The sequence below is a fragment of the Steroidobacter agaridevorans genome, assembly GCF_009932555.1.
In the GTDB taxonomy this organism is placed as follows: domain Bacteria; phylum Pseudomonadota; class Gammaproteobacteria; order Steroidobacterales; family Steroidobacteraceae; genus Steroidobacter; species Steroidobacter agaridevorans.
In genome coordinates this window covers 36,122-55,683 of record NZ_BLJO01000005.1, presented here as the reverse complement: position 1 = coordinate 55,683, position 19,562 = coordinate 36,122, and the positions used below count along the sequence as shown (strand labels likewise).

16 protein-coding genes are annotated in these 19,562 nt (G+C 63.2%); 3 read left to right on the top strand and 13 right to left on the bottom strand.

The annotated features are described in order from the left end of the window. Positions 1-24: 24 nt before the first annotated feature. The 6 genes from GYH35_RS18310 to GYH35_RS18285 all read right to left on the bottom strand — a co-directional run bounded on the left by GYH35_RS18310 (position 25) and on the right by GYH35_RS18285 (position 7,963). Positions 25-654 (bottom strand): thiol:disulfide interchange protein DsbA/DsbL, encoded by a 630-nt coding sequence (locus GYH35_RS18310; RefSeq protein ID WP_161813068.1) that lies wholly within the window; start codon positions 652-654, stop codon positions 25-27. A gap of 42 nt (positions 655-696) precedes the next feature. Then, positions 697-1,422, bottom strand: a complete 726-nt coding sequence (locus tag GYH35_RS18305; RefSeq protein ID WP_161813069.1) for an FKBP-type peptidyl-prolyl cis-trans isomerase — start codon at positions 1,420-1,422, stop codon at positions 697-699. Positions 1,423-1,534: 112 nt separating this feature from the next. Continuing rightward, positions 1,535-3,694: a M3 family metallopeptidase gene (locus tag GYH35_RS18300; RefSeq protein WP_202624402.1), complete on the bottom strand. Its 2,160-nt coding sequence runs from the start codon at positions 3,692-3,694 to the stop codon at positions 1,535-1,537. Between the two features lie 200 nt (positions 3,695-3,894). Beyond that, positions 3,895-4,647 carry an HAD family hydrolase gene (locus tag GYH35_RS18295; protein WP_161829186.1) on the bottom strand — a complete coding sequence of 251 codons (753 nt, stop codon included), beginning with the start codon at positions 4,645-4,647 and terminating at the stop codon, positions 3,895-3,897. A gap of 176 nt (positions 4,648-4,823) precedes the next feature. After that, positions 4,824-6,008: a DUF3089 domain-containing protein gene (locus GYH35_RS18290; RefSeq protein ID WP_161813071.1), complete on the bottom strand. Its 1,185-nt coding sequence runs from the start codon at positions 6,006-6,008 to the stop codon at positions 4,824-4,826. A gap of 20 nt (positions 6,009-6,028) precedes the next feature. Next, positions 6,029-7,963: an outer membrane protein assembly factor BamB family protein gene (locus tag GYH35_RS18285; RefSeq protein ID WP_161829185.1), complete on the bottom strand. Its 1,935-nt coding sequence runs from the start codon at positions 7,961-7,963 to the stop codon at positions 6,029-6,031. A 143-nt stretch (positions 7,964-8,106) separates the two neighbouring features. Between GYH35_RS18285 and GYH35_RS18280 the strand changes: the two genes are divergently transcribed. The 3 genes from GYH35_RS18280 (at position 8,107) to GYH35_RS18270 (ending at position 10,593) form a co-directional block, all read left to right on the top strand. Further along, positions 8,107-9,171 (top strand): hypothetical protein, encoded by a 1,065-nt coding sequence (locus GYH35_RS18280; RefSeq protein WP_161813073.1) that lies wholly within the window; start codon positions 8,107-8,109, stop codon positions 9,169-9,171. Between the two features lie 156 nt (positions 9,172-9,327). Then, positions 9,328-9,789 carry a DUF411 domain-containing protein gene (locus tag GYH35_RS18275; protein ID WP_202624401.1) on the top strand — a complete coding sequence of 154 codons (462 nt, stop codon included), beginning with the start codon at positions 9,328-9,330 and terminating at the stop codon, positions 9,787-9,789. A 3-nt stretch (positions 9,790-9,792) separates the two neighbouring features. Continuing rightward, complete coding sequence (locus GYH35_RS18270) at positions 9,793-10,593, top strand: exodeoxyribonuclease III (RefSeq protein ID WP_161813074.1); 801 nt, start codon at positions 9,793-9,795, stop codon at positions 10,591-10,593. Between the two features lie 41 nt (positions 10,594-10,634). On the opposite strand, the gene GYH35_RS18265 is transcribed toward GYH35_RS18270, so the two are convergent. The 7 genes from GYH35_RS18265 to GYH35_RS18235 all read right to left on the bottom strand — a co-directional run bounded on the left by GYH35_RS18265 (position 10,635) and on the right by GYH35_RS18235 (position 19,458). Beyond that, positions 10,635-11,411: a ferredoxin--NADP reductase gene (locus tag GYH35_RS18265; protein WP_161813075.1), complete on the bottom strand. Its 777-nt coding sequence runs from the start codon at positions 11,409-11,411 to the stop codon at positions 10,635-10,637. 19 nt (positions 11,412-11,430) lie between these two features. Continuing rightward, positions 11,431-11,763: a DUF3325 domain-containing protein gene (locus GYH35_RS18260; protein WP_161829184.1), complete on the bottom strand. Its 333-nt coding sequence runs from the start codon at positions 11,761-11,763 to the stop codon at positions 11,431-11,433. Then, a complete protein-coding gene (locus tag GYH35_RS18255) occupies positions 11,763-13,346 on the bottom strand; it encodes a PepSY-associated TM helix domain-containing protein (protein WP_161829183.1) in 1,584 nt (527 codons plus the stop codon). Before GYH35_RS18255 ends, GYH35_RS18260 begins: the two co-directional genes overlap by 1 nt. Next, positions 13,343-13,636, bottom strand: coding sequence for a DUF3649 domain-containing protein (locus tag GYH35_RS18250; RefSeq protein WP_161813078.1), 294 nt, complete (start codon positions 13,634-13,636; stop codon positions 13,343-13,345). The genes GYH35_RS18255 and GYH35_RS18250 overlap by 4 nt, the downstream gene beginning before the upstream one ends. A 177-nt stretch (positions 13,637-13,813) precedes the next feature. After that, the gene (gene yjjJ / locus GYH35_RS18245; protein WP_161829182.1) at positions 13,814-15,175 is read right to left on the bottom strand and encodes a type II toxin-antitoxin system HipA family toxin YjjJ; all 1,362 of its coding nucleotides are present in this window, start codon (positions 15,173-15,175) and stop codon (positions 13,814-13,816) included. Positions 15,176-15,286: 111 nt separating this feature from the next. Beyond that, on the bottom strand, positions 15,287-16,366 hold the full coding sequence (locus tag GYH35_RS18240) for an efflux RND transporter periplasmic adaptor subunit (RefSeq protein ID WP_161813080.1): 1,080 nt from the start codon (positions 16,364-16,366) through the stop codon (positions 15,287-15,289). Next, complete coding sequence (locus GYH35_RS18235; RefSeq protein WP_161829181.1) at positions 16,363-19,458, bottom strand: efflux RND transporter permease subunit; 3,096 nt, start codon at positions 19,456-19,458, stop codon at positions 16,363-16,365. The genes GYH35_RS18240 and GYH35_RS18235 overlap by 4 nt, the downstream gene beginning before the upstream one ends. Between the last annotated feature and the right edge of the window lie 104 nt (positions 19,459-19,562).

Below are 19,562 nucleotides of genomic sequence, written 5' to 3'. Positions count from 1 at the left end.
GTTGCGAAGACCGCCCGCCGACGATCAGTTCGCGGTTGCCTGCTCCACCAGTTCTTTGGTGATGCGGAGCATGTCCGGGAAGTCTTTGCCGATCGCGCGATATTTGCCGGCGACCGTCAAGGTCGGGACGCCGTTGATTTTATAGTCGCGTGAAAGCTGCTCTGCGCGCACCGCCTTCGCGGTGATTTCCGGGGAAGTGAACTGCCCGCGGAATTTCTTTGCGTCGATGCCATTCTGGGCGGCCCAGCCTGCCAGGGCATCGAGATCGAACAACTGCTCATGTTTGACGTGGATCGCCTCGAACAGCTTCGCATCCAGCCGCTCCAGTTCGCCCAACGCCTCCAGCGTGTAGTAAGCGCGCACCAGCTGGCCCCACTCGCGGCGGCCAAACGACACCGGCACTTTGATCAGCACCGCATTCGCCGGCAGCTCGGTCTTGTGCCATTCGGTCAGCAGCGGGTTGAGGTGAAAGCAGTGCGGGCAGCCGTATGAGAAGAACTCGATCACTTCCACTTTGCCGGCGGTGGTCGGCGCCTGCGGCGGATTGATCAAGCTGTAATCCGTGCCCTGCGCCGGCGCTGCCTGCGCCGGCGTGAGCGACAACGGAGCCGCGACTGACAGGAACAGCGCGAACAGGAGCCGAGCTGCGGTCACGATGGTTCTCTCCCCGATGTTGTTTACTGGGCCGACGATCGATTACTTGGCGGGCGCAGGCTCGGCGGCCGGCGGCGCTTCGATGGCGAGCAGTTCCACGTCGAAGATCAGGGTCGCGCCCGGGCCGATATCCGGCGGCGCGCCGCGATCGCCGTAGGCGATGGCAGCCGGGCACACCAGCTTGCTCTTGCCGCCCACCTTCATCGTCTGCACGCCTTCGGTCCAGCAGGGGATCACGCCGTTAAGCGGAAACGTCGCCGGTTCGCCGCGCTCCACCGAGCTGTCGAACACTTTGCCGTTCGGCAGCGTGCCGTGGTAGTGCACCTTGACCGTGTCGGTGGCCTTCGGCGACGCGCCGGTGCCTTCTTTGACCGTGGTGATGACCAGGCCGGAGTCGAGGCGCTTCGCACCCGGTTCGGCAGCGGCTTTGTCGAGCGCTACTTTGGCGACAGCGGCAATGCGCTGGGTCTGCAATTCACGCAGGCGCGGAATGTAGGTCTGCACATCGACCTGCGACGGCTTGCCGAGCGCGCCATCGGTGAAGCCTTGCTTGACCTTCTCCAGTTCCGCCGGCGTGAAGTTGAACGAAGCAATGTTTTGGGAAACGGCGACGCCCAGCGCATAGAACGCTTTGTCATCGTCGCTGCCGGCCAGCGGCGCAGAGGCGGTCGCCGGGGCCGCGCCCGCTGCTTTGGGCTCCTTGGCATATAGCTTGACCGCCGCCACGAACACCAAAAATCCGACCGCTGCTATCAGAAACGCGCGCATGGGAGTCCTTGTCCGGCAGAAAAAAGGGCGGCCAGCATACAGCATGGCCGCCCCTTTAGCCCTTGTTTACCGGTGTCTTACAGCGGCGACGCTGCCCGGTTCAGGTAGCCGGTTACTCGGTCCCACCGGTCAGGCCACGGGCTTCCAGCAGCGGCCCGATCTCGGGCGACTTGCCGTAGAAATCCCGGAAGATCGTCAGCGCATCCGCACTGAAGCCCTTGGACAATACCTTCGAACGCAGCAGGTCGCCGTTCTCGCGCTTCAGCCCGCCGTGGGTCTTGAACCAGTGCTCCGTGTCCCGCGCCAGCACTTCGCTCCAGATATAGGCGTAATACCCGGCCGAATAGCCGATCGGGCTGGAGAAGATGTGCAGGAAATAAGTCGACCGATAGCGCGGCGGCACCGGCGCAAAGTCCACCTGCGCCGACTTCAATGCATTCGCCTCGAAAGCGGCAATATCGCCGGCCGCCGGCGTCTTGCCGGGCGCCAGCTGGTGATAGTGCTGATCGAGGATGGCCGCGGCCAGATATTCCGTCGTGGCGTAGCCCTGGTTGAACTTCTGCGCGGCGAGCACTTTGTCCATCAGCGCCTTCGGCATGGCCGCACCGCTTTGATGATGCTTGGCGTAGTTCGCCAGCACGCGCGGCTCGGTGGCCCACATTTCGTTGTACTGCGAGGGATATTCCACGAAGTCGCGCGGCACGTTGGTGCCGGAGAACTGCGGGTACTGCACGCTCGAGAACAGGCCATGGATGGCGTGGCCGAACTCGTGGAACGTCGTGGTCACTTCATCCCAGGTCAGCAGCGTCGGCTGGCCCGCCGGCGGCTTGGGAATGTTCAGCGTGTTGGTGACGACGGGCTTGTTGCCGAACAGTCGTGACTGCTCGACGAAGCTGTTCATCCACGCGCCGCCGCGTTTGTTGCTGCGGGCGTAGGGATCGAACAGGAACAGGCCGAGCTGCGAGCCGTCCCGATCCAACACCTCAAACACGCGCACGTCTTCCTGGTAGATGGGCAGATCTTTGCGCTCTGTGAACTTCAGGCCGTACAGCTCCTGCGCGGCGAACAGCACGCCATCGACGAGCACGCGATTCAGCTCGAAGTACGGGCGCACTTGCGCGTCGTCATAAGCGTATTTCTTGGCGCGCACTTGCTCGGCGTAGAAGTCCCAATCCCACGCCTGCAGCTGGAAGCTCGGCGTGCCGTTGGCCTTGGCCTGCTCATCGATGAGCTGCTGCATGTCGGCCGCTTCGCGCTTGGCGTTGGCGACCGCAGCGGGGGCCAATTGATTCAGCATGCCGTTGACGGCTTCGGCGGTCAGCGCTGTTTCATCTTCCAGCACATAAGCCGCGTGGGTCGGATAACCCAGCAGCTTGGCGCGGTCGGCGCGCAGTTTGACGATGTCCGCGATCAACTTCGTGGTGTCGAACTCGCCGCTCCAACCGCGACCGGCGGACGCCTTGTACAAGCGCTCGCGAACAGCACGGTTCTTCAGTTGCGCAAGCGGCGGCTGACCGGTCGTGTTGAGCAACGTCAGCACGTACTTGCCTTCCTTGCCGCGCGTCTTCGCCGCTTCGGCGGCGGTGGCGATCTGCGCATCGCTCAGACCATCCAGTTCTGCCTTCGTGTCGACGACGATCGCGGCCGCGTTGTCGCCCTTGAGCACCAGCTGTCGAAACTCAGTGGTTTTCGACGAGATCTTTTCATTGAGCGCGCGCAGCTCTTGCTTCTGCGCTTCGGAGAGATTCGCACCGGCCCGCACGAAGTTCGTGTGATAGCGCTCCAGCAATCGCAGCGATTCGGGATCGAGCTTCAGCGACTGGCGCTGGTCGTAGAGCTTCTTCACGCGCGCGAACAGGGTGGCGTCGAGATAGATGCTGTCCGAGTGCGCCGACAGCTTCGGCGCCATTTCGGTCTGCGCCTTCTCGATGTCCGGATTGGTGTTGGACGAGCTGAGCGCGAAGAACACCGTCGTGGCCCGGTTCAGCAACTGGCCGGAGCGCTCCAGCGCGACGATGGTGTTCTCGAAGGTCGGCGCGGCCTTGTTGTGGACGATGTCGGCGACTTCCTGGCGCTGCTCGGCCATGCCGGCTTCCATTGCCGGCACATAGTGCTCGTTCTTGATCCTGTCGAGCGGCGGCCACTTGAAGGGCAGCGTGCTTTCGCGGGCAAAGGGATTGTCCGGCGACAGTGCAGGGGCGGCGATCGCGTTCATGGTCATGGTTCCGAGCGCCGCGGTTAACAGCGCGGCGGCGAGCTTGCTGGTTGACATAGTGAGCTTCGGTGTCCGGCGAGACGGCCAGGGTTACAAAAGCGCGCCCGTTCATCAAGCACGATGCGTCGAGCGGAGTCGCGCCGGCGCCGGCCGGTCCTGCGCGTCCCTGCGCTCCCGGCATTTGGGCATCCTGCCCATCAAAAGCTCACGGCTGCGGCATGTATACAAGCAAATCGTGGTATTTCAATGGGCCCGATTCAATGCGGGCTCGGTGCGGGCTGCCAGGCGTGCGGACTCTTGCCGAGCTCGATGTGGCGGCGGCGTCGCGCCGGTTCGCGCGAGGCGAGATCGTCCTGAAGCATCTCCTCGATGAGCTGCGTTACGCCCGGGCCGTGCGTCGCCTTCGTCACGAAGTCCGCGGCCTCTTGCAGGGCCGGCAGTGCATTCGCCACCGCCACCGCGCATTCGCAGATACCGAGAAACGCGTGATCGTTTTCCGCATCGCCGACGCCGACGATGTTGTGCTCGGAGAGCTTCAGCTCCTTGAGGGCGGCCTTCAGGCCCGTGGCCTTGTTGACGCCCGAGGGAAGGATCATCACCGCGCCTTTGTTGAATATCACTTGCAGCTCGAGACCGAGATCGCGGATCACTTCGAGTGCGGCTTCCTCATAGGGCTCGCGCGTCGCGACGATCGTGCGCCCGACGCTCAGAGGAAAGACGCCGCGCCGCTGCAGCGCTGCTACGAATTCTGGCAGCGGCGGCTCGCACAAAGGCTTTTGCTCCTTGGTCGCGGGGTCGTAGAGCAGGGCGCCGTTCTCGGCGACTACCAAGTCGAACAGATCCAAGCGAGGGAATACCGAGATGAGCTCGGCCAGCTCGCGCCCCGTGACCATGATGAGCTTGCGGCCTGACTCGTGCAGCCGCGCCAACGCGTCGATGGTGGGCAGGTCGACGACGCCGTGGCGGGCGATGGTGCCGTCGTAGTCAGTGCACAAGGCGAGATAACGCATGGTCGACGAACGCGGCGGGGGAATTTTCGGTTCCGCCTACGCGGCGCGACCTGCCGCATACAACGTGTAGATCAATTTACCGCAGATGCCGCTTTCGGCTCGGCGCGGGCGCGAATCGCAGAGCCGCCGGGAGGCGGCTCGCGATCGCTGCAGAGAAAAATTACTTAGTGGCGGCGTTATTTCTTGAGATATGCCTTCGACTGCTGCTCAACCACGTCGACCAGGTTGCCCATCGCGACGTGCGCGTCGATCAAATGCAGGCCCCAGTCTTTCATCACATTGCCGCCGGCGACGACATCGCCAGGGATCTCATCCGTGCGCGGATCCGCCGGATTTCCGTTGGTCGTGATTGCGAGATACGAGCCCGTATCGTTGCTTACGCATTCGCCAGTCAGCAATCCAGGCACGCTCACAAACGGCGTTTCGATCTTCGCACCGGCCACCCACGGCTTCGGCTGCGCGGACTCCGTGCTCACGCCGTTGAAGCCGCTCGACAGATACGCATGCATCTCGGCCTTGCCGCCTTTCAGCGCTGCCGGGTTGACGCAAGCGGCCTGCATTCCTTCCGTCGGTACGCGACCGAAGCGCGAGTTCGCCGGCGGCGGCGCGTCGCTGCGGAAAGTCACATACGAAATCACGCAGCCGAGCTGAGAGGCCGAGCGGCACAACGGCATGCTCTGGAACGACCCGCCCACGTCCTTGTCTTTGGGGACGGCGATGTTCGTTCCCAGCAGCAGCGCGGAGAGGACCTTCGATTGAACAGGCTTGCCGTCGATCTCGTTCTTGATCAGCTGAGTCAGCATGCCCGAGCCCTGCGAGTGCCCGATGAGCACGACGCCGCGGCCCTTGTTGTCATTCTGAAGATAGTAGTTCCAGGCATCGAGCACATCGTTGTAACCGAGCTTGCGATCGGCCGGGAAGCCGCCGCCGCTCGCCATCGCGGCCCGCAGCGCCTTCAGCGTGATTTGCCGATAGAGCGGCGCATATAGCTTGCATTGAGAGCCGAACCGGGCGAACTGAGCGCGCACTACGTTCGTCTCTTCCGGCCCCGCGTTCATATCGCTATTCGGCGTGGGATCGTTCGACACCGTCGGATATACATAGAAACAATCGATGGGCGCGTTCGCATTGGCTTTGAACGCTTCCTTCGTGAGTTTTCCATCTGCCGCGATGACGGTCGTCGTCAGATCGACGGCGCACGCATCCTGACGGCCCGGACGGCACAGCCAGGTTTCCGCCTTGCTGTAATCGTTGGCGGCTGGCGGCGGCGCGCTTTCCGGCGCGGACGATTGCGCGAACGACGCGGTCCCGAGCAGCAAGCCGCAGGCAGCGATCGAAACTCGAATGATGCTGTTGGTCATGAGGGTCCCCCTATGAAAACTCAGCGGGTTTTAGTCTTCGGACGAAACGCCAGCAGCACGTTGCCCGGCGGCTGGCGGAAGCCGCCGTAGCCGGACGCCACGAACAACATGCCACTGCCGGCGAACACCGAATGCGAGTCGATGCCGCCTCCTTGCCCTTTGACGCCGTTGAGCGTCGTGAAATCTCGCAGCGTGTCGTATTGCCAGACGATGTCGCCGGTCGCGGCGTCGAAAATATAGATGCGTCCATCGAGCGCGCCCGCGACCACGGATTTGTCGATCACCAGCGGTGCGGCCGACAAACCATACTTCTCGCCGCACAAGTTGAAGCGAGCTTCACGACCGTTGCTGCAATCCGCGGTGACGGGCTTGCGCCACAGGACTTTGCCGGTATCGATGTCGATGGCGTTCATGCCCGGCTCCGGCACGTAGTCCTTGAACTCGGGGAAGTGCGGATCGTTGATGGGCGCGAACACGCGATATTCACTGTCGACGGCAATACCCCAATGCACGCCGCCGAGCGCGCTGCCGTCGCCGAATGTTTGTCGCCACAGCAGCTTGCCGTTCTGCTCGGGATCGAGCGCCCAGACATCGCCGGACTTCTGGCCCGCGAGCACGATGTCGCTGCCATCGCGCTTCTTTGTGAGCACGGCGCCAGCGCCGAAGTCGTAGTCCTTCAGCACGCTGTCGGCGGGGCTCGGGCAATTCGGCCCGGACTGCGCTGGCTCCGGTCGGCAGGCGAGATTCCAAACATCGTTCGCGAGGGCCTGAAAGGTCCATTTCAGATTGCCGGTGGCCAGGTCGATCGCGAGCACCGCATCGCTGGTCGGTGTGGCCGGCAACGAAGTGTTCTGTCCCGTGGTTGCGTAGATCAGCCCGCGTTCGACGTCGATCGAAGGTGTCGACCAGATCGGTGCGCCCGACGGGCCGCGCAACTTCACGCCGGTCGCGCTGGTCTTGCCGGTGTATTGGGCGTCTTCCATCGTGTGCGCGACCCACAACTGTTTGCCGGTCGCTGCGTCGAGTGCGACGACCGCGCCGTGGCCGACGCAACACTCGAACTTCGGATTCGCGCCGCTGCCGACGCCCGACGAAGAGACTGGCACGATGATGCGATCTTTGTAGAGCACGGGAGCGCCAGTGATGTTGCCGGTCGCATCGTGACGTCCGTTTGCTTTCCAGATGCGCTCGCCGGTCTGCGCGTCCACGGCGTGCACTTGAGCTTGCTGGTCGGCAAAGATCAGCGCTTTGCGAGAACCGATGTCGCCGAACGACACCGAGCTGCGCACCGCGACACCGACGTCATAAACCCACTTTGCACACGCCTTCTCGATATCCAGCGCGAGCAGCTTGCCGCTCTGCGCCGGTGCATAAAACATTGTCGACCCGACGATCACGGGCGATGAGCGCAGCGACGTGGTCTTCGGGAAGCCGATGGCCCACGCCAGTTCCAGCTCGGGCAATTGTTTGCTGCTGAGCCCGGCCTGTTTGGCGCTCAGCCGGCGGCTGTTGTTGTGATCGACGCCAAACATGGTCAGCGCAGGGCTGGCCTGCAGATTCACGCTGCGCTGATCGGGGCCGCACATCATCGCGGCAGTCCAGTTCGTATCCTGTTCCGGGGCCGCGAGATACTCGATGAGCTGCGGCATCTTCTCTTTAGGAACCATCGAGCCTTGCTGTTGCATCACACCGGTTGTGAGTGCGAGCCGCAGCGACTGCGCGCTCATCAGTTGCAACGCTGACAAAGCAGGGGCGCGAGTGCCCGGAATGTTATGGCAGGCCGCACAGTACGTTTCATACACCTGGCGGCCGGGAAGATTGGCGCGAGGGTCGGGCGCCGGACCTTCGGCCGCTGCCGCGAGCTGGTTGACGATAAGACCTAAAGCAAGTGCCGCCGCAACGCGCGCGAAAGCCTTGCGACACAGTGAATTCTCGCTCATGAACCACGCTGACATGTGAATCCCCCGCTTGCTTGTTTACCGGATTCGACCGGGGCGCCGTAAAAAGAAAAGTCAAAGCGTGGCCCGCGCGATTGTCTCGTTGCGCTTCATCCATAACACTGCGCGGGCGTCGCATGAGTGACGCGAGTGGGGGAGCTATGAAATATCGTTCGTCGGGTGCCCGTGTTCTGTTGGGCAGTATTCTGTCGGTGCTTTGTGTCGTCAGCGCGTCTGCCGCAGGGTGGAAAGTGCCGCGCACTGCGGACGGCAAGCCGGACCTGCAGGGCAACTGGACCAATGCGACGCTCACGCAGTTGGAGCGCTCGCCGGCGCAGGGCGATCGCAAAGTGCTGACCGCCGAGGAGGCGCAGAAGATCGAAGGCGCCGCCGCTGAGCACGTCGAGGAAAACGCCAAGCCCACCGATCCGAAGCTGGGCATTCAGGATCTGCCCAAGGATTGCGGCTACGGCTTCTCCGGCACCAATTGCGGTTACAACAATTTCTGGGTCGATCGCGGCACGCAAGTGATCCGCATCAATGGCGAGCCGCGCAGCTCCATCATTACCGAGCCGGCGAACGGCCGAATTCCTCCCATGACGCCCGCTGCGGGCAAAGAAGCAATGGCGCGCGTGGCTGCGTTCCGCAAAGGTGCGGGTCCGGTCGATGGTCCCGAGCTGCGTTCGCTGGGTGAGCGCTGTCTGACTTCGTTCGGCTCGAGCGCGGGACCGCCGATGCTGCCGCTCATGTACAACAACACGTATTCGATCGTGCAGACGCCGGACACGGTGATGATCCTGGTCGAGATGATTCACGACGCGCGCGTCGTGCGCATCGGCGGCAAGCACGTGCCGAACAGCGTGAAGAAGTGGTACGGCGATTCCATCGGTCGCTGGGAAGGCGACACGCTGGTGGTCGAAACGACCAACTTCCATCCCATGCAGACGTTCCGCGGCCTCGGCCCGGATCGCAAAGTCACCGAGCGCTTCACTCGCGTCTCGGCCGATCAGATCCTGTATCAGTTCAAGGTGGAAGATCCGGCGCTCACGCAACCGTTCGCCGGCGAGCTGCCGATGAATGCGACGCCAGACCTCATGTACGAGTACGCCTGCCACGAAGGCAACTACGCGCTGCCGGGCATCCTGGCCGGTGCGCGTGAAGAGGAACGTCAGGCCGCCGGCAAGACGGTCAAGCAGGACGAGGCGGATAACGAAAAGGGCGAGTAACGGCGGCGGCCAGACTTGTCAAAGGCTGGCTGGCGGCGAGCGCAATCGCCCTCGGTTTGGCAAGACTGGTCAGTTCATCGGGTCGCGGTCATCATTAGGGCGGAGTCTGCGTGGCAGGCTCCGCCTTAATCGTTTTCGGCCGTCCCGGAGATCGCCATGAATCGTCGCCAGGCTTTGCTTGGACTGGTTGCCTTGCCCGCGGTGGCACAAATTGCTTCGGCTGCCGCCGCGCCCGTCGTGGTCGTGAACAAGACGCCTACGTGCGGCTGCTGCGGACTTTGGGTCAAGCATCTGCAGGCGGCGGGGTTCGCCGTCCAGGTGCATGACCTCGAGAATCTCTCGCCCATCAAGGAACGCGTCGGCGTGCCGTTTGGCATGGGCTCCTGCCACACCGCCGAGGTCGGCGGCTATTTCATCGAAGGTCACGTGCCGGCGGAGGATATCAAGCGGCTGCTGAGTGAAAAGCCGGCGGCCAAGGGCTTGACGGTGCCGGGCATGCCGGCTGGATCGCCCGGCATGGAAGTGCCGTCGGGCCGCGTCGATCGTTACGACGTGCTGCTGGTCGACAAGGAAGGCAAGACCAGCGTGTTCGCAACTCACGGTGGCGATAAGAAATAACCAATGAAATTCTATTCGTGGAACGTCAACGGCATCCGCGCCGTCGTGAAGAAAGGAACGTTTCAGGCGTTCATCAAGGAGCACAAGCCCGACATCCTGTGCCTGCAGGAAACCAAGGCCGAGCGCGGCCAGGCCGAGGTCGATCTCGCCGGCTATCACGAGTACTGGAATTCGGCGGTCAAGAAGGGCTACTCGGGCACGGCGATTTTCTCCAAGCGCGAGCCGCTCGATGTGATCAACGGCTTTCCCAAGGACTTCGCCAAGAAGTTCTCGTTCGCCGACGAGCTCAAGCGCGACGCCAACGAAGAAGGCCGCGTCATCACCGCCGAGTTCGATAAGTTCTTCGTGGTCACGGTGTACACGCCGAATGCCAAGGACGATCTGAGCCGCCTGCCGTTGCGGCACAAACATTGGGATCCGGCGTTCCTCGCGTACTGCAAACAACTGGAAAAGAAAAAACCGGTGCTGTTCTCCGGCGATCTGAACGTCGCGCACACCGAGCTGGATCTGGCGAACCCCAAGCCGAACCGCGGCAAGAAAGGGTTCACCGAAGAGGAGCGCGAAGGCTTCCAGAATTTCCTCGACGCCGGCTTCGTCGATACCTTCCGCATGTTCACCGAAGGCAACGGCCACTATTCGTGGTGGAGCAATTTCTCCAATGCCCGCTCGCGCAACGTGGGATGGAGAATCGATTACTGGCTGGTGTCGGAGAAGCTGCGCAAGCAGGTGAAGAAGGCGGAGATCCACGCCGACGTGATGGGCAGCGATCACTGCCCGGTGAGTGTCAGCGTAGCGATCGACTAGCAGATGCCGGCTTGAAGGCCGGCATCGCCCGTCAGGAGAGATTATTTCTCGACAAACGCGCGCTCGATGACGTAGTCGCCGGGCGAGCCGATGTGGTCGGAGATCTGGAAGCCGCGCGCGTCGAGGATGGCGGACAGGTCCTTCAGCATGGACGGGCTGCCGCAAATCATCGCGCGATCGTGTTCGGGGTTGAGCGGCGGCAGGCCGATCTGTTCGAACAGCTTGCCGCTCTCGATCAAATCAGTGAGGCGGCCGCGATTGCGATACGGCTCGCGCGTCACGGTCGGGAAGTAGATGAGCTGATTGGCGACCATCTCGCCGATATGCTCGTCTCGCGGCAGCACGTGCGTCAGGTATTCCTCATACGCGAGCTCGCTGGTGGCGCGCACGCTGTGCAGGAGCACGACCTTCTCGAACTTCTCGTACAGCGCCGGATCCTTGACCAGGCTCATGAACGGCGCGAGGCCGGTGCCCGAGCTCAACAGGTACACATGCTTGCCCGGCTTCAAATCGTCGATCAGCAGCGAGCCGGTGGGCTTGCGGCTGACCAGCACTTCATGGCCCGGCAGCAGGTGCTGCAGGCGTGAGGTGAGCGCGCCGTTCTGCACTTTGATGCTGAAGAATTCGAGGTGCTCTTCGTGATTGGCGCTGGCGATGCTGTAGGCGCGGGTCAGCGGACGGCCGTCGACCTGCAGGCCCATCATGACGAACTGGCCGTTCTCGAAGCGCAGGCCCGGATCGCGAGTCGTCGTGAAGCTGAACAACGTGTCGTTCCAGTGACGGACCTTCAGAACGCGCTCAGTGTTGAAAGCAGACATTTGGTTCCTCAATTCCTCATCACGCGCTGACCAGAAAGTGACTCACCAGGGCGCAGATCGGCAGCCCCAGTCCCAGGCCAGCGGCCACCCGGGGGGAATACGTCAGCAGTAAAACGAAACTCACGGCGCTCGCAGTGAGCATGCCAAACCATTCGACCGTGCCTATCGGCCAGCCCGCCTGGGCGGCGGCCATCAACAGCGACACGGTCAAAGCGATCCAGCCAGCGGCGCGCAGGAGCTGCCTTTGTAGAGGCGTTGGCTCCCGCTGCAAGAGCTCGCGGGCATGGCGGCTCATGGATAAGCATAGCGCCGCCCACCCCGTGTACGTCAGCGCGAATGGGAATAAGGACATTACGCCCGCTCCGCTTCTGCCGGGAGATTCAGACGCTCCGAAGCCTTATGTTTCGCGGGTTTGCGGCTGCCGGGCGGGCGGGAGGCGTACCACCCTGTCAAACCTAACAGGGTGGCGATGGCCAGCATTGTCAAATCGAAGCCCGCATAGACCCAGTTGCCCTGAGCCAGGGTGATGCCCAGGTGGGCTTGGGTGGTGAGGGCATTGATCGCCGGCAGGGCGGCGAACAGCGCCGCGCCGGCGACGAATTGAGTCGTCCAGGCGACCCGGGCCGGCCGGATCATCGGAAGCACGAAGCTGAGCAGCCAGGCGGCAAAGAAGACTCGCACTTCCCAGCCCGGCCGCTCGGCCAGCGTCACGGGTAGCAGGCGATTGGCGTAGAAGAACGCGGCAACCGCGACCGGCAGGCCCGTGATCACGCCGATGTTCAGCACTTCGACCAGCCGATGTCCGAACGGCGTGTAGCCCAGCTTGGCGCGCTCGGGCGCGCGCTTTACCGACCACAACACCAGGCCGCTCGCGACCATCAGGATTCCGCCGAGGCCGGACAGCGTGAATAGCCAGCGCAGGGTCGTCGAAGAGAACGTCGCCATGTGCAGGCCGAACATCACTGCGCGCGTCTGTGACGCTGGCGCGGGCTCACCCGCTACCGAGAGCAGCTCGCCCGTCGTGCCGGCGAACACGACGTTTCGATTGCTATTGGCCAGCTGGCCTTCGGTGTCGCGACGGATGGTGATGCGAGAGTTGATGTCGGATGGGTTATTGATCGTGATGAACGCCGCGTGCGCGCCGTTCCATTGCCTGCGTGCTTCCTCGATCAGCGGCTCGATATCGGTCAGCGTGCCCGGCTGATTCGCCGGCTTGACCTCTGCCGCGATCCCCAAGGCTTCCTTGGAAAAAGCTTCACGATTGTCGCTGTAGTTCGCCTCTATGCCCCAGGGCATGTACATGAACATCAGCGTCACGAGGCCGGTGTACGTGATCATCGCGTGATAGGGCAAGGCGAGCACGCCAACGGCGTTATGCGCGTCGAGCCACGAGCGCTGACCCTTCTTCGGGCGGAACGTGAAGAAGTCCTTGAAGATCTTTTTGTGGGTGATGACGCCGCTGATGATGGCGACGAGCATGAGCATGGCGCAGAAGCCGACCACCCAGCGGCCCCAGATGGGCTTCATGCTCAGCTCGAAATGGAAGCGATAGAAGAAGTCGCCGCCGCGGGTCTCGCGGGCTTTCACTTCTTCGCCGGTGCTTGGGTCCAGCACGGCGACCTTGAAGCCGCGCCGTCCCTCGCCGCCGCCGTTTGGATCCCGGAACGTCACGCGAACTACCGGCTCACGCGCTTCCGGCAAAGTGATGAACCAACGCGGCGAGTTCGGCGCTCGCTCCTGAAGCATTGCAATCGCCTTTGACGCCGCATGCGCATCGGCCTTTACGTCGCGCAGCTCCGGCCGCATCCATTGTGAGATCTCGGGCCGGAAGTAACTCAGCGTGCCGGTGACGAACACCGCGAAGAGGATCCAGCCAACGACCAGCCCGGACCAGGTGTGCAGCCATGCCATCGACTGGCGAAATCCTTCCTTCATGACGCAGTCACCTGTCTTTGCAACCAAACGAGTGCGCCGAGCACGACCGTGGACCCGATGATTCCCGCCCACGCGCGCCAGGCGGTGCGAGTGGCGAACACCCAGAGCACGACGCATGCGTAGATGAGGAACGACGCCAGCGTCGCCGTCATCGACGCCTCGGCTCTCGACATCGGCAGGAAGATCGCCAGTGCGAACGTGGCAAGCGCAGTCAGCGCGTAGCCGCCGATGATGGCGGCGAGGGCGCGCGAAGCGACGGAAAGGCGATAGGAGGGGGTGAGCGCCGTCATGACTAGCGACTCCGCCCTGCTGACCCGCGCCCGATTCCCGACTGCATACGCCTCCCGACGACTATCCAGGGATGGCTAGCGGTCTCGGCCGCGAAAGTCGGGCCTCAAACGGGCGTGGCTGGTCCCAGCGATTAAAGCCGTCCGATGATAATCATTCTTATTTGGAATGCAATGCGGTCAGCGAGAGGGATTCGCCGAGTAGGGTCCCGTGCGAGGCAATGCTTCGAGCGCCGCCAGGCATTGGGCGCTTATTCCGCGGAAGTCTTCACTGATGCGAGTGTCACTGGCGACCGTGCGCCAGTACTGCTCGGCCAGGCGCCGCGCCCGCGCGTAACACACCATGGTGTTTGCAGTCGGATGCGCCGCTTCGAAGGTGCGCCCGATGATTTGATTGTGCTCGGGGGCGAACAGCATGGGCAGCATGTCGTACGAGGGCGTGAGCGTGAATGTGCCGTCGTATGTATCGAAGAAGGAGAGATTGCCGAAGTGGCGATCGGTATTGCCGATCAGCGCGCCAAACGTCGCGAGCAATCTCACTTGTTCGAGCGTGGCGGCATCGATCATTCGGTCGTTGAGCAGTCGTGCGGCCGCGGCGATCCAGTTATCCAGCTGCCCATAGTGGTCCAGATCGATGGCGAACAGCGACGTCACACCGAGGCGTCCGTCATTGCCGAGGCGATCGAAGCGGTCGACGACCAGATACGTGTGATCGTCGAAGCGATGGATTTGCGAGCGGCAGGCAGCGATGCCATCGCTCGCCAGCACCACGTGCGCAAGGTGCTCGGCGACGAGCAGATCCGACCAGCGCTGGCCGATGGGATGGGTCAGAGGTGGCGAAAATTTGACCAGCACATGCCGGGGGCCACGTCCGTCGTCGACAAAGGCGGCGAACTTCGGGTGTTCGCCATGGGCCGACGAGCCCGGCAGTCCGCCTTCGATGGCGTCCCGAAGCAGCTTGGGAAATTCCTGGGCGCGATTTCGTATTGGCTGGCGTTGCGCGATCGTCGCCAGATACTCGGTCAGCGCAGGCTCGCCGAGCACCAGATCGCCGAGCGGATCGCTGCCATGCTGGGTGAGATAGAGCAGGTAGTGATCGTCGGTCCAATCCGTAGTCCGCTGCGGCAGGCTCAGCTCGGGGTAGCGCCTCGGCACGCCGCGGCCAAGGAATCCGCCGGGACGCTGGTCTTGCAGGAAATAGGGCAGCCCGGTGCTGAGCTCGGAGGGGCGGTAGTCTTCATTAGACAAGGTTGCGAGATAGAACTGACCGGCTGCGAGCGCATACAAAGTGCCCACCGCATGCGCTGCCCCCGTTCGGTCTATCCGGAACAGCGGCCAATTGGAGCCGGCGCCTCTCACCTCCCGTCGCAGGGCATAGCGAGCCCCCCGGGTGCTTCCAATCTTGAGAACACGCTCGGCTTTGACCAGTGGATTGATCAGCCGTGAAAGCGTGGGCTGGGAGATCCCGAGCGCTTCCGCCAGCACCGAGCTGCTGGAAGCGCCATCAGCGAGGATTGTTAGCAGGCCCTCGGCGGTAGCCATGGGCCTAGTCTAGTGAATAGATACGTGAATAGATACTTGAATGAAAAATCAGACTATTTTTACAATAAAATCAATCGGTAAAGGACGCGATTGGTTATTTAGTGAATAGATTCATGCATCCGGCCGGGGCTTGCCCTTGAGCGAGGCGTCGCGGGTCAGGATGGTGACGCGTTGGCCGTCCTGCAGGCGTTCGACGCCGCGGATGACGACGACGTCGCCGGCGCTCACGGGGCCGTCGATGGTGACGAGGTCGCCGTCGGTCGTGAGGGAGGTGATGGCGACGCGTTCGGCGGTGTTGTCGCCGCGGATGCGCATCAGGTAGTTGCCGGTCTGGCGGACGGCGATGGCGTCGCGGGGGACGACGAGGGCTTCGGTTGCGTCGCGCTCTGGGAGGCCGACTTCGAGGGCGGAGCCGACGTTGAAGGCGCTGTCCGCCAGCAGCATGCGCAGTTCGAACTGCCGCGAGCGTTCCTCGCCGACGGGCACGACCGTCCGCACCGTTGCAGGGATCTGTTTGTTCGCGACCTTGATCGGCAACTCCATGCTCGCCTTCACTGAGCTGAGCAGCGCCAGCGGCGCCTGAACGCGCGCTTCGACGTGAACCGTATCGACGAGTCGGGCAATGGACGCACCGGTCGCAACGTATTCGCCGCGCTGAGCGAGGCGCTCCGTCACAACACCGGAGAACGGCGCCCGCACTTCGGTCTGCTCCAAATCATGTTTGGCCGAACGATGACGCACCTCCGCCTGCTGCAGCTGAGCCGTGAGCATGGCGAGCTGGGACCTGACTTCGTCGAGCTGGGTTTGTGAGATGGAGTTGTTCGCCAGCTTCTCGATCCGCTGCAGCTGTCGCTCCGACATCGCACGCTGCGCCTCGATGCGCATCATCTCCGCCTTCGCATCTTCGACCTGCAAACGCACGGCTTCGTCTTCCAACTTCGCAACACGCTCACCGGCACGAATGCGAGTGCCCACTTCGGCGACGTACTCCAAGCGACCGGCTGCGCTGGTCGCGAGCCGAGCATCGTTGCGACTGACGACACTGCCAGGAACCCAGCGTCGTGGCGCCACACGCGTCACCGACGCTTGCGCGACTTCGACCATCACCACCGGCAGCTCGGATTTCGTTTGCTGAGCGCCCGCGCTCGCCGCGAACAGCATCAGCAACCAGCCTTTCGTGAATCGCATCATTGCGCAGTCTCCGTTAACAAGCCGACGTCGTGAGTCGCCGCTGGCGAGCGACGTTCGTAAACAAGTCGCATCAGGCTCGGCAGCAACACGATTGAAAACACCATGCTCACAATCACGCCCGCGACGTTCACGGCCGCGAGGCCGCGATAAATAGTGCTGGCGGGTCCAGGATTGACGACCATGGGCAAAGCGCCGAGCGCGCCAGTCAGCGTGCTCGCGACCATCGCGCGCAGGCGCTGATTGAGTGACATCCGCAGCGCTTCTTCCAGGCTGTGGCCGTGATTCATCGCCTCGCGGGTCAGGTCGACCAGCAGGATGGCGTGATTGACGATGATGCCGATCATCATGATGAAGCCGATCATCGTGAGCAGGTCGAGCGGCTGGAACGCCACCACGCCCAGCAAACGAATACCGAGCACGCCGCCGGCCAGCGCCAGCGGCACGGTGAGCACGACCACTAGCGCATCGCGCAGCGAATGAAACATCGCCGCCATCAGCATGAACAGCACCAGCAGCGCGAGCAGGAAGTTGCCGCTCATGGTTGCGATGATGGTGTCGAGTCGATCGGCGCTGCCCGCGAGGCGGATGTTTGCATCCGGCGGCAAGTTGGCGCGCAGTTGGGGCACGATGTCGCTGTTGATCTTCGTGAGCATGTCTTCCAGCGACAGCGTGGGCGGCGGATCGATGGTGAGCGTCACGGTGCGATGATGATCGACGCGTCGGATCTGCTCCGGAACCAGCGTCGTCTCCAGGGTAACCAGTTCGCCGAGCGGCACGACCTCGCCGGAGGGCGTGATCAACGGCGCCTGCGCGAGATCTTCGGGCGTCTCGCCCAGATTGGTTCGCAAGATCACCGGCAATCGAGCCTGGCCATCGAAATATTCGCCCAGCCACGCACCATCGCCGAGCGAGCGCACGACCGTGCCTAACGCCGCGCGATCCCAGCCAACTTCCGCGATGCGCCGATCGTTGGGCTCGGCGCGCAGTTCCAACACTTGCACGTCCGTATTTGGGAATGACTGCACGTTCGCGCCTGCGAACGTTTCCTCCAGCAATCGCCGGCCCGCCGCAGCGGCCGTGTTCAACGAGGCAGTGTCGGTGCTTTGCAGATGAATGGCGACCGAGCGCGCCGAACCGCCGATGCCGCCGAACAACTCGCCTTCATTGACGAACACTCGCGTGTCGGGAATGCCGGCGACAATCTCGTCGCGCACGATGCGTTCCAGTTCGCCGATACGATCGTCGTCGATCACGCGCGCGCCCAGTGTGCCGCCACCCGGCCACAGCAGCACGTAATAATTCTTGAGTCGCGGCTCTTTCTCGCCCGTCATGTACGGCTGCATGCGCTCGTGCAGCTTGGTGGCGATCTCGCGATCCACCGTCGCCGGGCTCATGCCGGGCGGAAAACTGAAGTACGCGTCGATCGCCGCGCGCTTCACCGGCGGCAAATAATCGAGCTTCGGCAAGAACGCCCACGACAACAGCAACGGCGCCCCCAACAAGACCAGCACCCACATGACCTGCTGATGCCGGGTGCGTGTCCACTCGATCACCTTGTCGGTCAGCCCGGGCCAGCCTTCGCCGTAACCGGATTTCTGCGCTGGCCCGCCGAGCCAGCGTCCCGCCGCGGCGGGCACGACGGTGATCGCGACCAGGATGGAAAATGCGACGGCGATGGAGATGGTCAGCGCCAGGTCGGCAAAGATCTGGCCTTCGACATCTTTGAGAAACAGCACGGGCAGGAACACCGCGATCGTCGTGGTCGTCGATGCGAACAGAGCGGGCACGACCTGCCGCGTGCCGTCGTGCGCCGCTTGATCGATCGGCATGCCGGTTTCCCGCAAGCGAATGATGTTGCCGGAGACGACGATCGCGCCTTCCACGACCATGCCGACCGCGAACGCCAGTCCGGCGAGCGAAATCACATTGATGCTGCGGCCGGCGAGATGCAGGGCGCAGAACGTCGCGAGCAAACAAATCGGGATGGTGGTCGCGATGATCACGGTGGCGCGAACGTTCCGCATGAACCACCACACGCACACCAGCGCGAGCAGCGCGCCGACGACCAGATTTTCGATCAGCAGATTGACGGCCCGTGTGATGAATACCGAGGCGTCAAACGATTGCTCGATGCCAAGTCCACGCTCGCGCAGCGGCCCGTCACGCAGCTCGGCGACGACGCGCTTGGCTTCCTCGAGCGTAGCAAGCACGTTCGCGCCTGGCGCTCGCAAGAGTTGCAGGCCGATGGCGGGGTTGCCGTTCTGATGCGAATAGAAAAGCTGGTCGGGTGGACGGGCCTCGACCACGGCGACGTCAGAGAGTCGCACCGGCTGGCCATCCCGCCACGCGAGCACCAGTTGGCCCAATTGATCCACATCGTATCGGCCTGCGTAGCGCAACGCGTACTGCCGTCGGCCTACATCGAGCTGCCCCGCAGAAACATTGTTGGCGCTCGCGGCCAGTCTCGCGATATCGGGGATGCCAACGCCGAGCGCCGCGGCTCGCGGCAGATCGACGGTGATACGAACGTCGTTCGGCGCGCCGCCATTCACGCGCATGCCGCCCACACCGGGAATTGATTCGAGACGCGGCTGCACGACGTCTTCGATGAAGCGGCGATAGTTGTCGATCGGGCCCGGCGTGCCCGGCAACAGCTGCACGAAGAACCAGGTGAGGCTCTCGTTGGTGTCGCCGCCGATGCCGCCCAACTGCACGACGGGTCGATCGGCATCGCGCGGCAACGGCGGCAAGCGGCTCATGCGGCCGATCACGTCGACCAGCGCAGCTTTCATGTCGGTGCCGATCGCGAATGTGAGCACGATTTCGGTGCCGCCGCTGTTGGCGTTGCCGGTAATTTCCTCCACGCCGGCCAGGCCCTGCAGCACCCGTTCCTGCGGTTCCAGCAGTTCCGCCTCGGCCTCCTCGGGCGAGGCGCCCCGCCAGTTGGTCGTGATGCCGATGGTCGGTCGCTCGATATCGGGAAACAGCTGCAGCGGCAGCTCCAGCAGGCTGAGCGTGCCGAACAGGGCGACGAGCAGCACCGTCACGCCGACGGCAATGGGGTTACGGATGGCAGCGGCAATGACGCGCATCGCTCGGCTCCCTTTCTTCGGTTTGGCCAGGTGCGGATTGGACCGCAGCTCGGTCCGCCGGTTTGGGCCGTTGCGACAGGCCGAATTCAAATCACGACGGAACG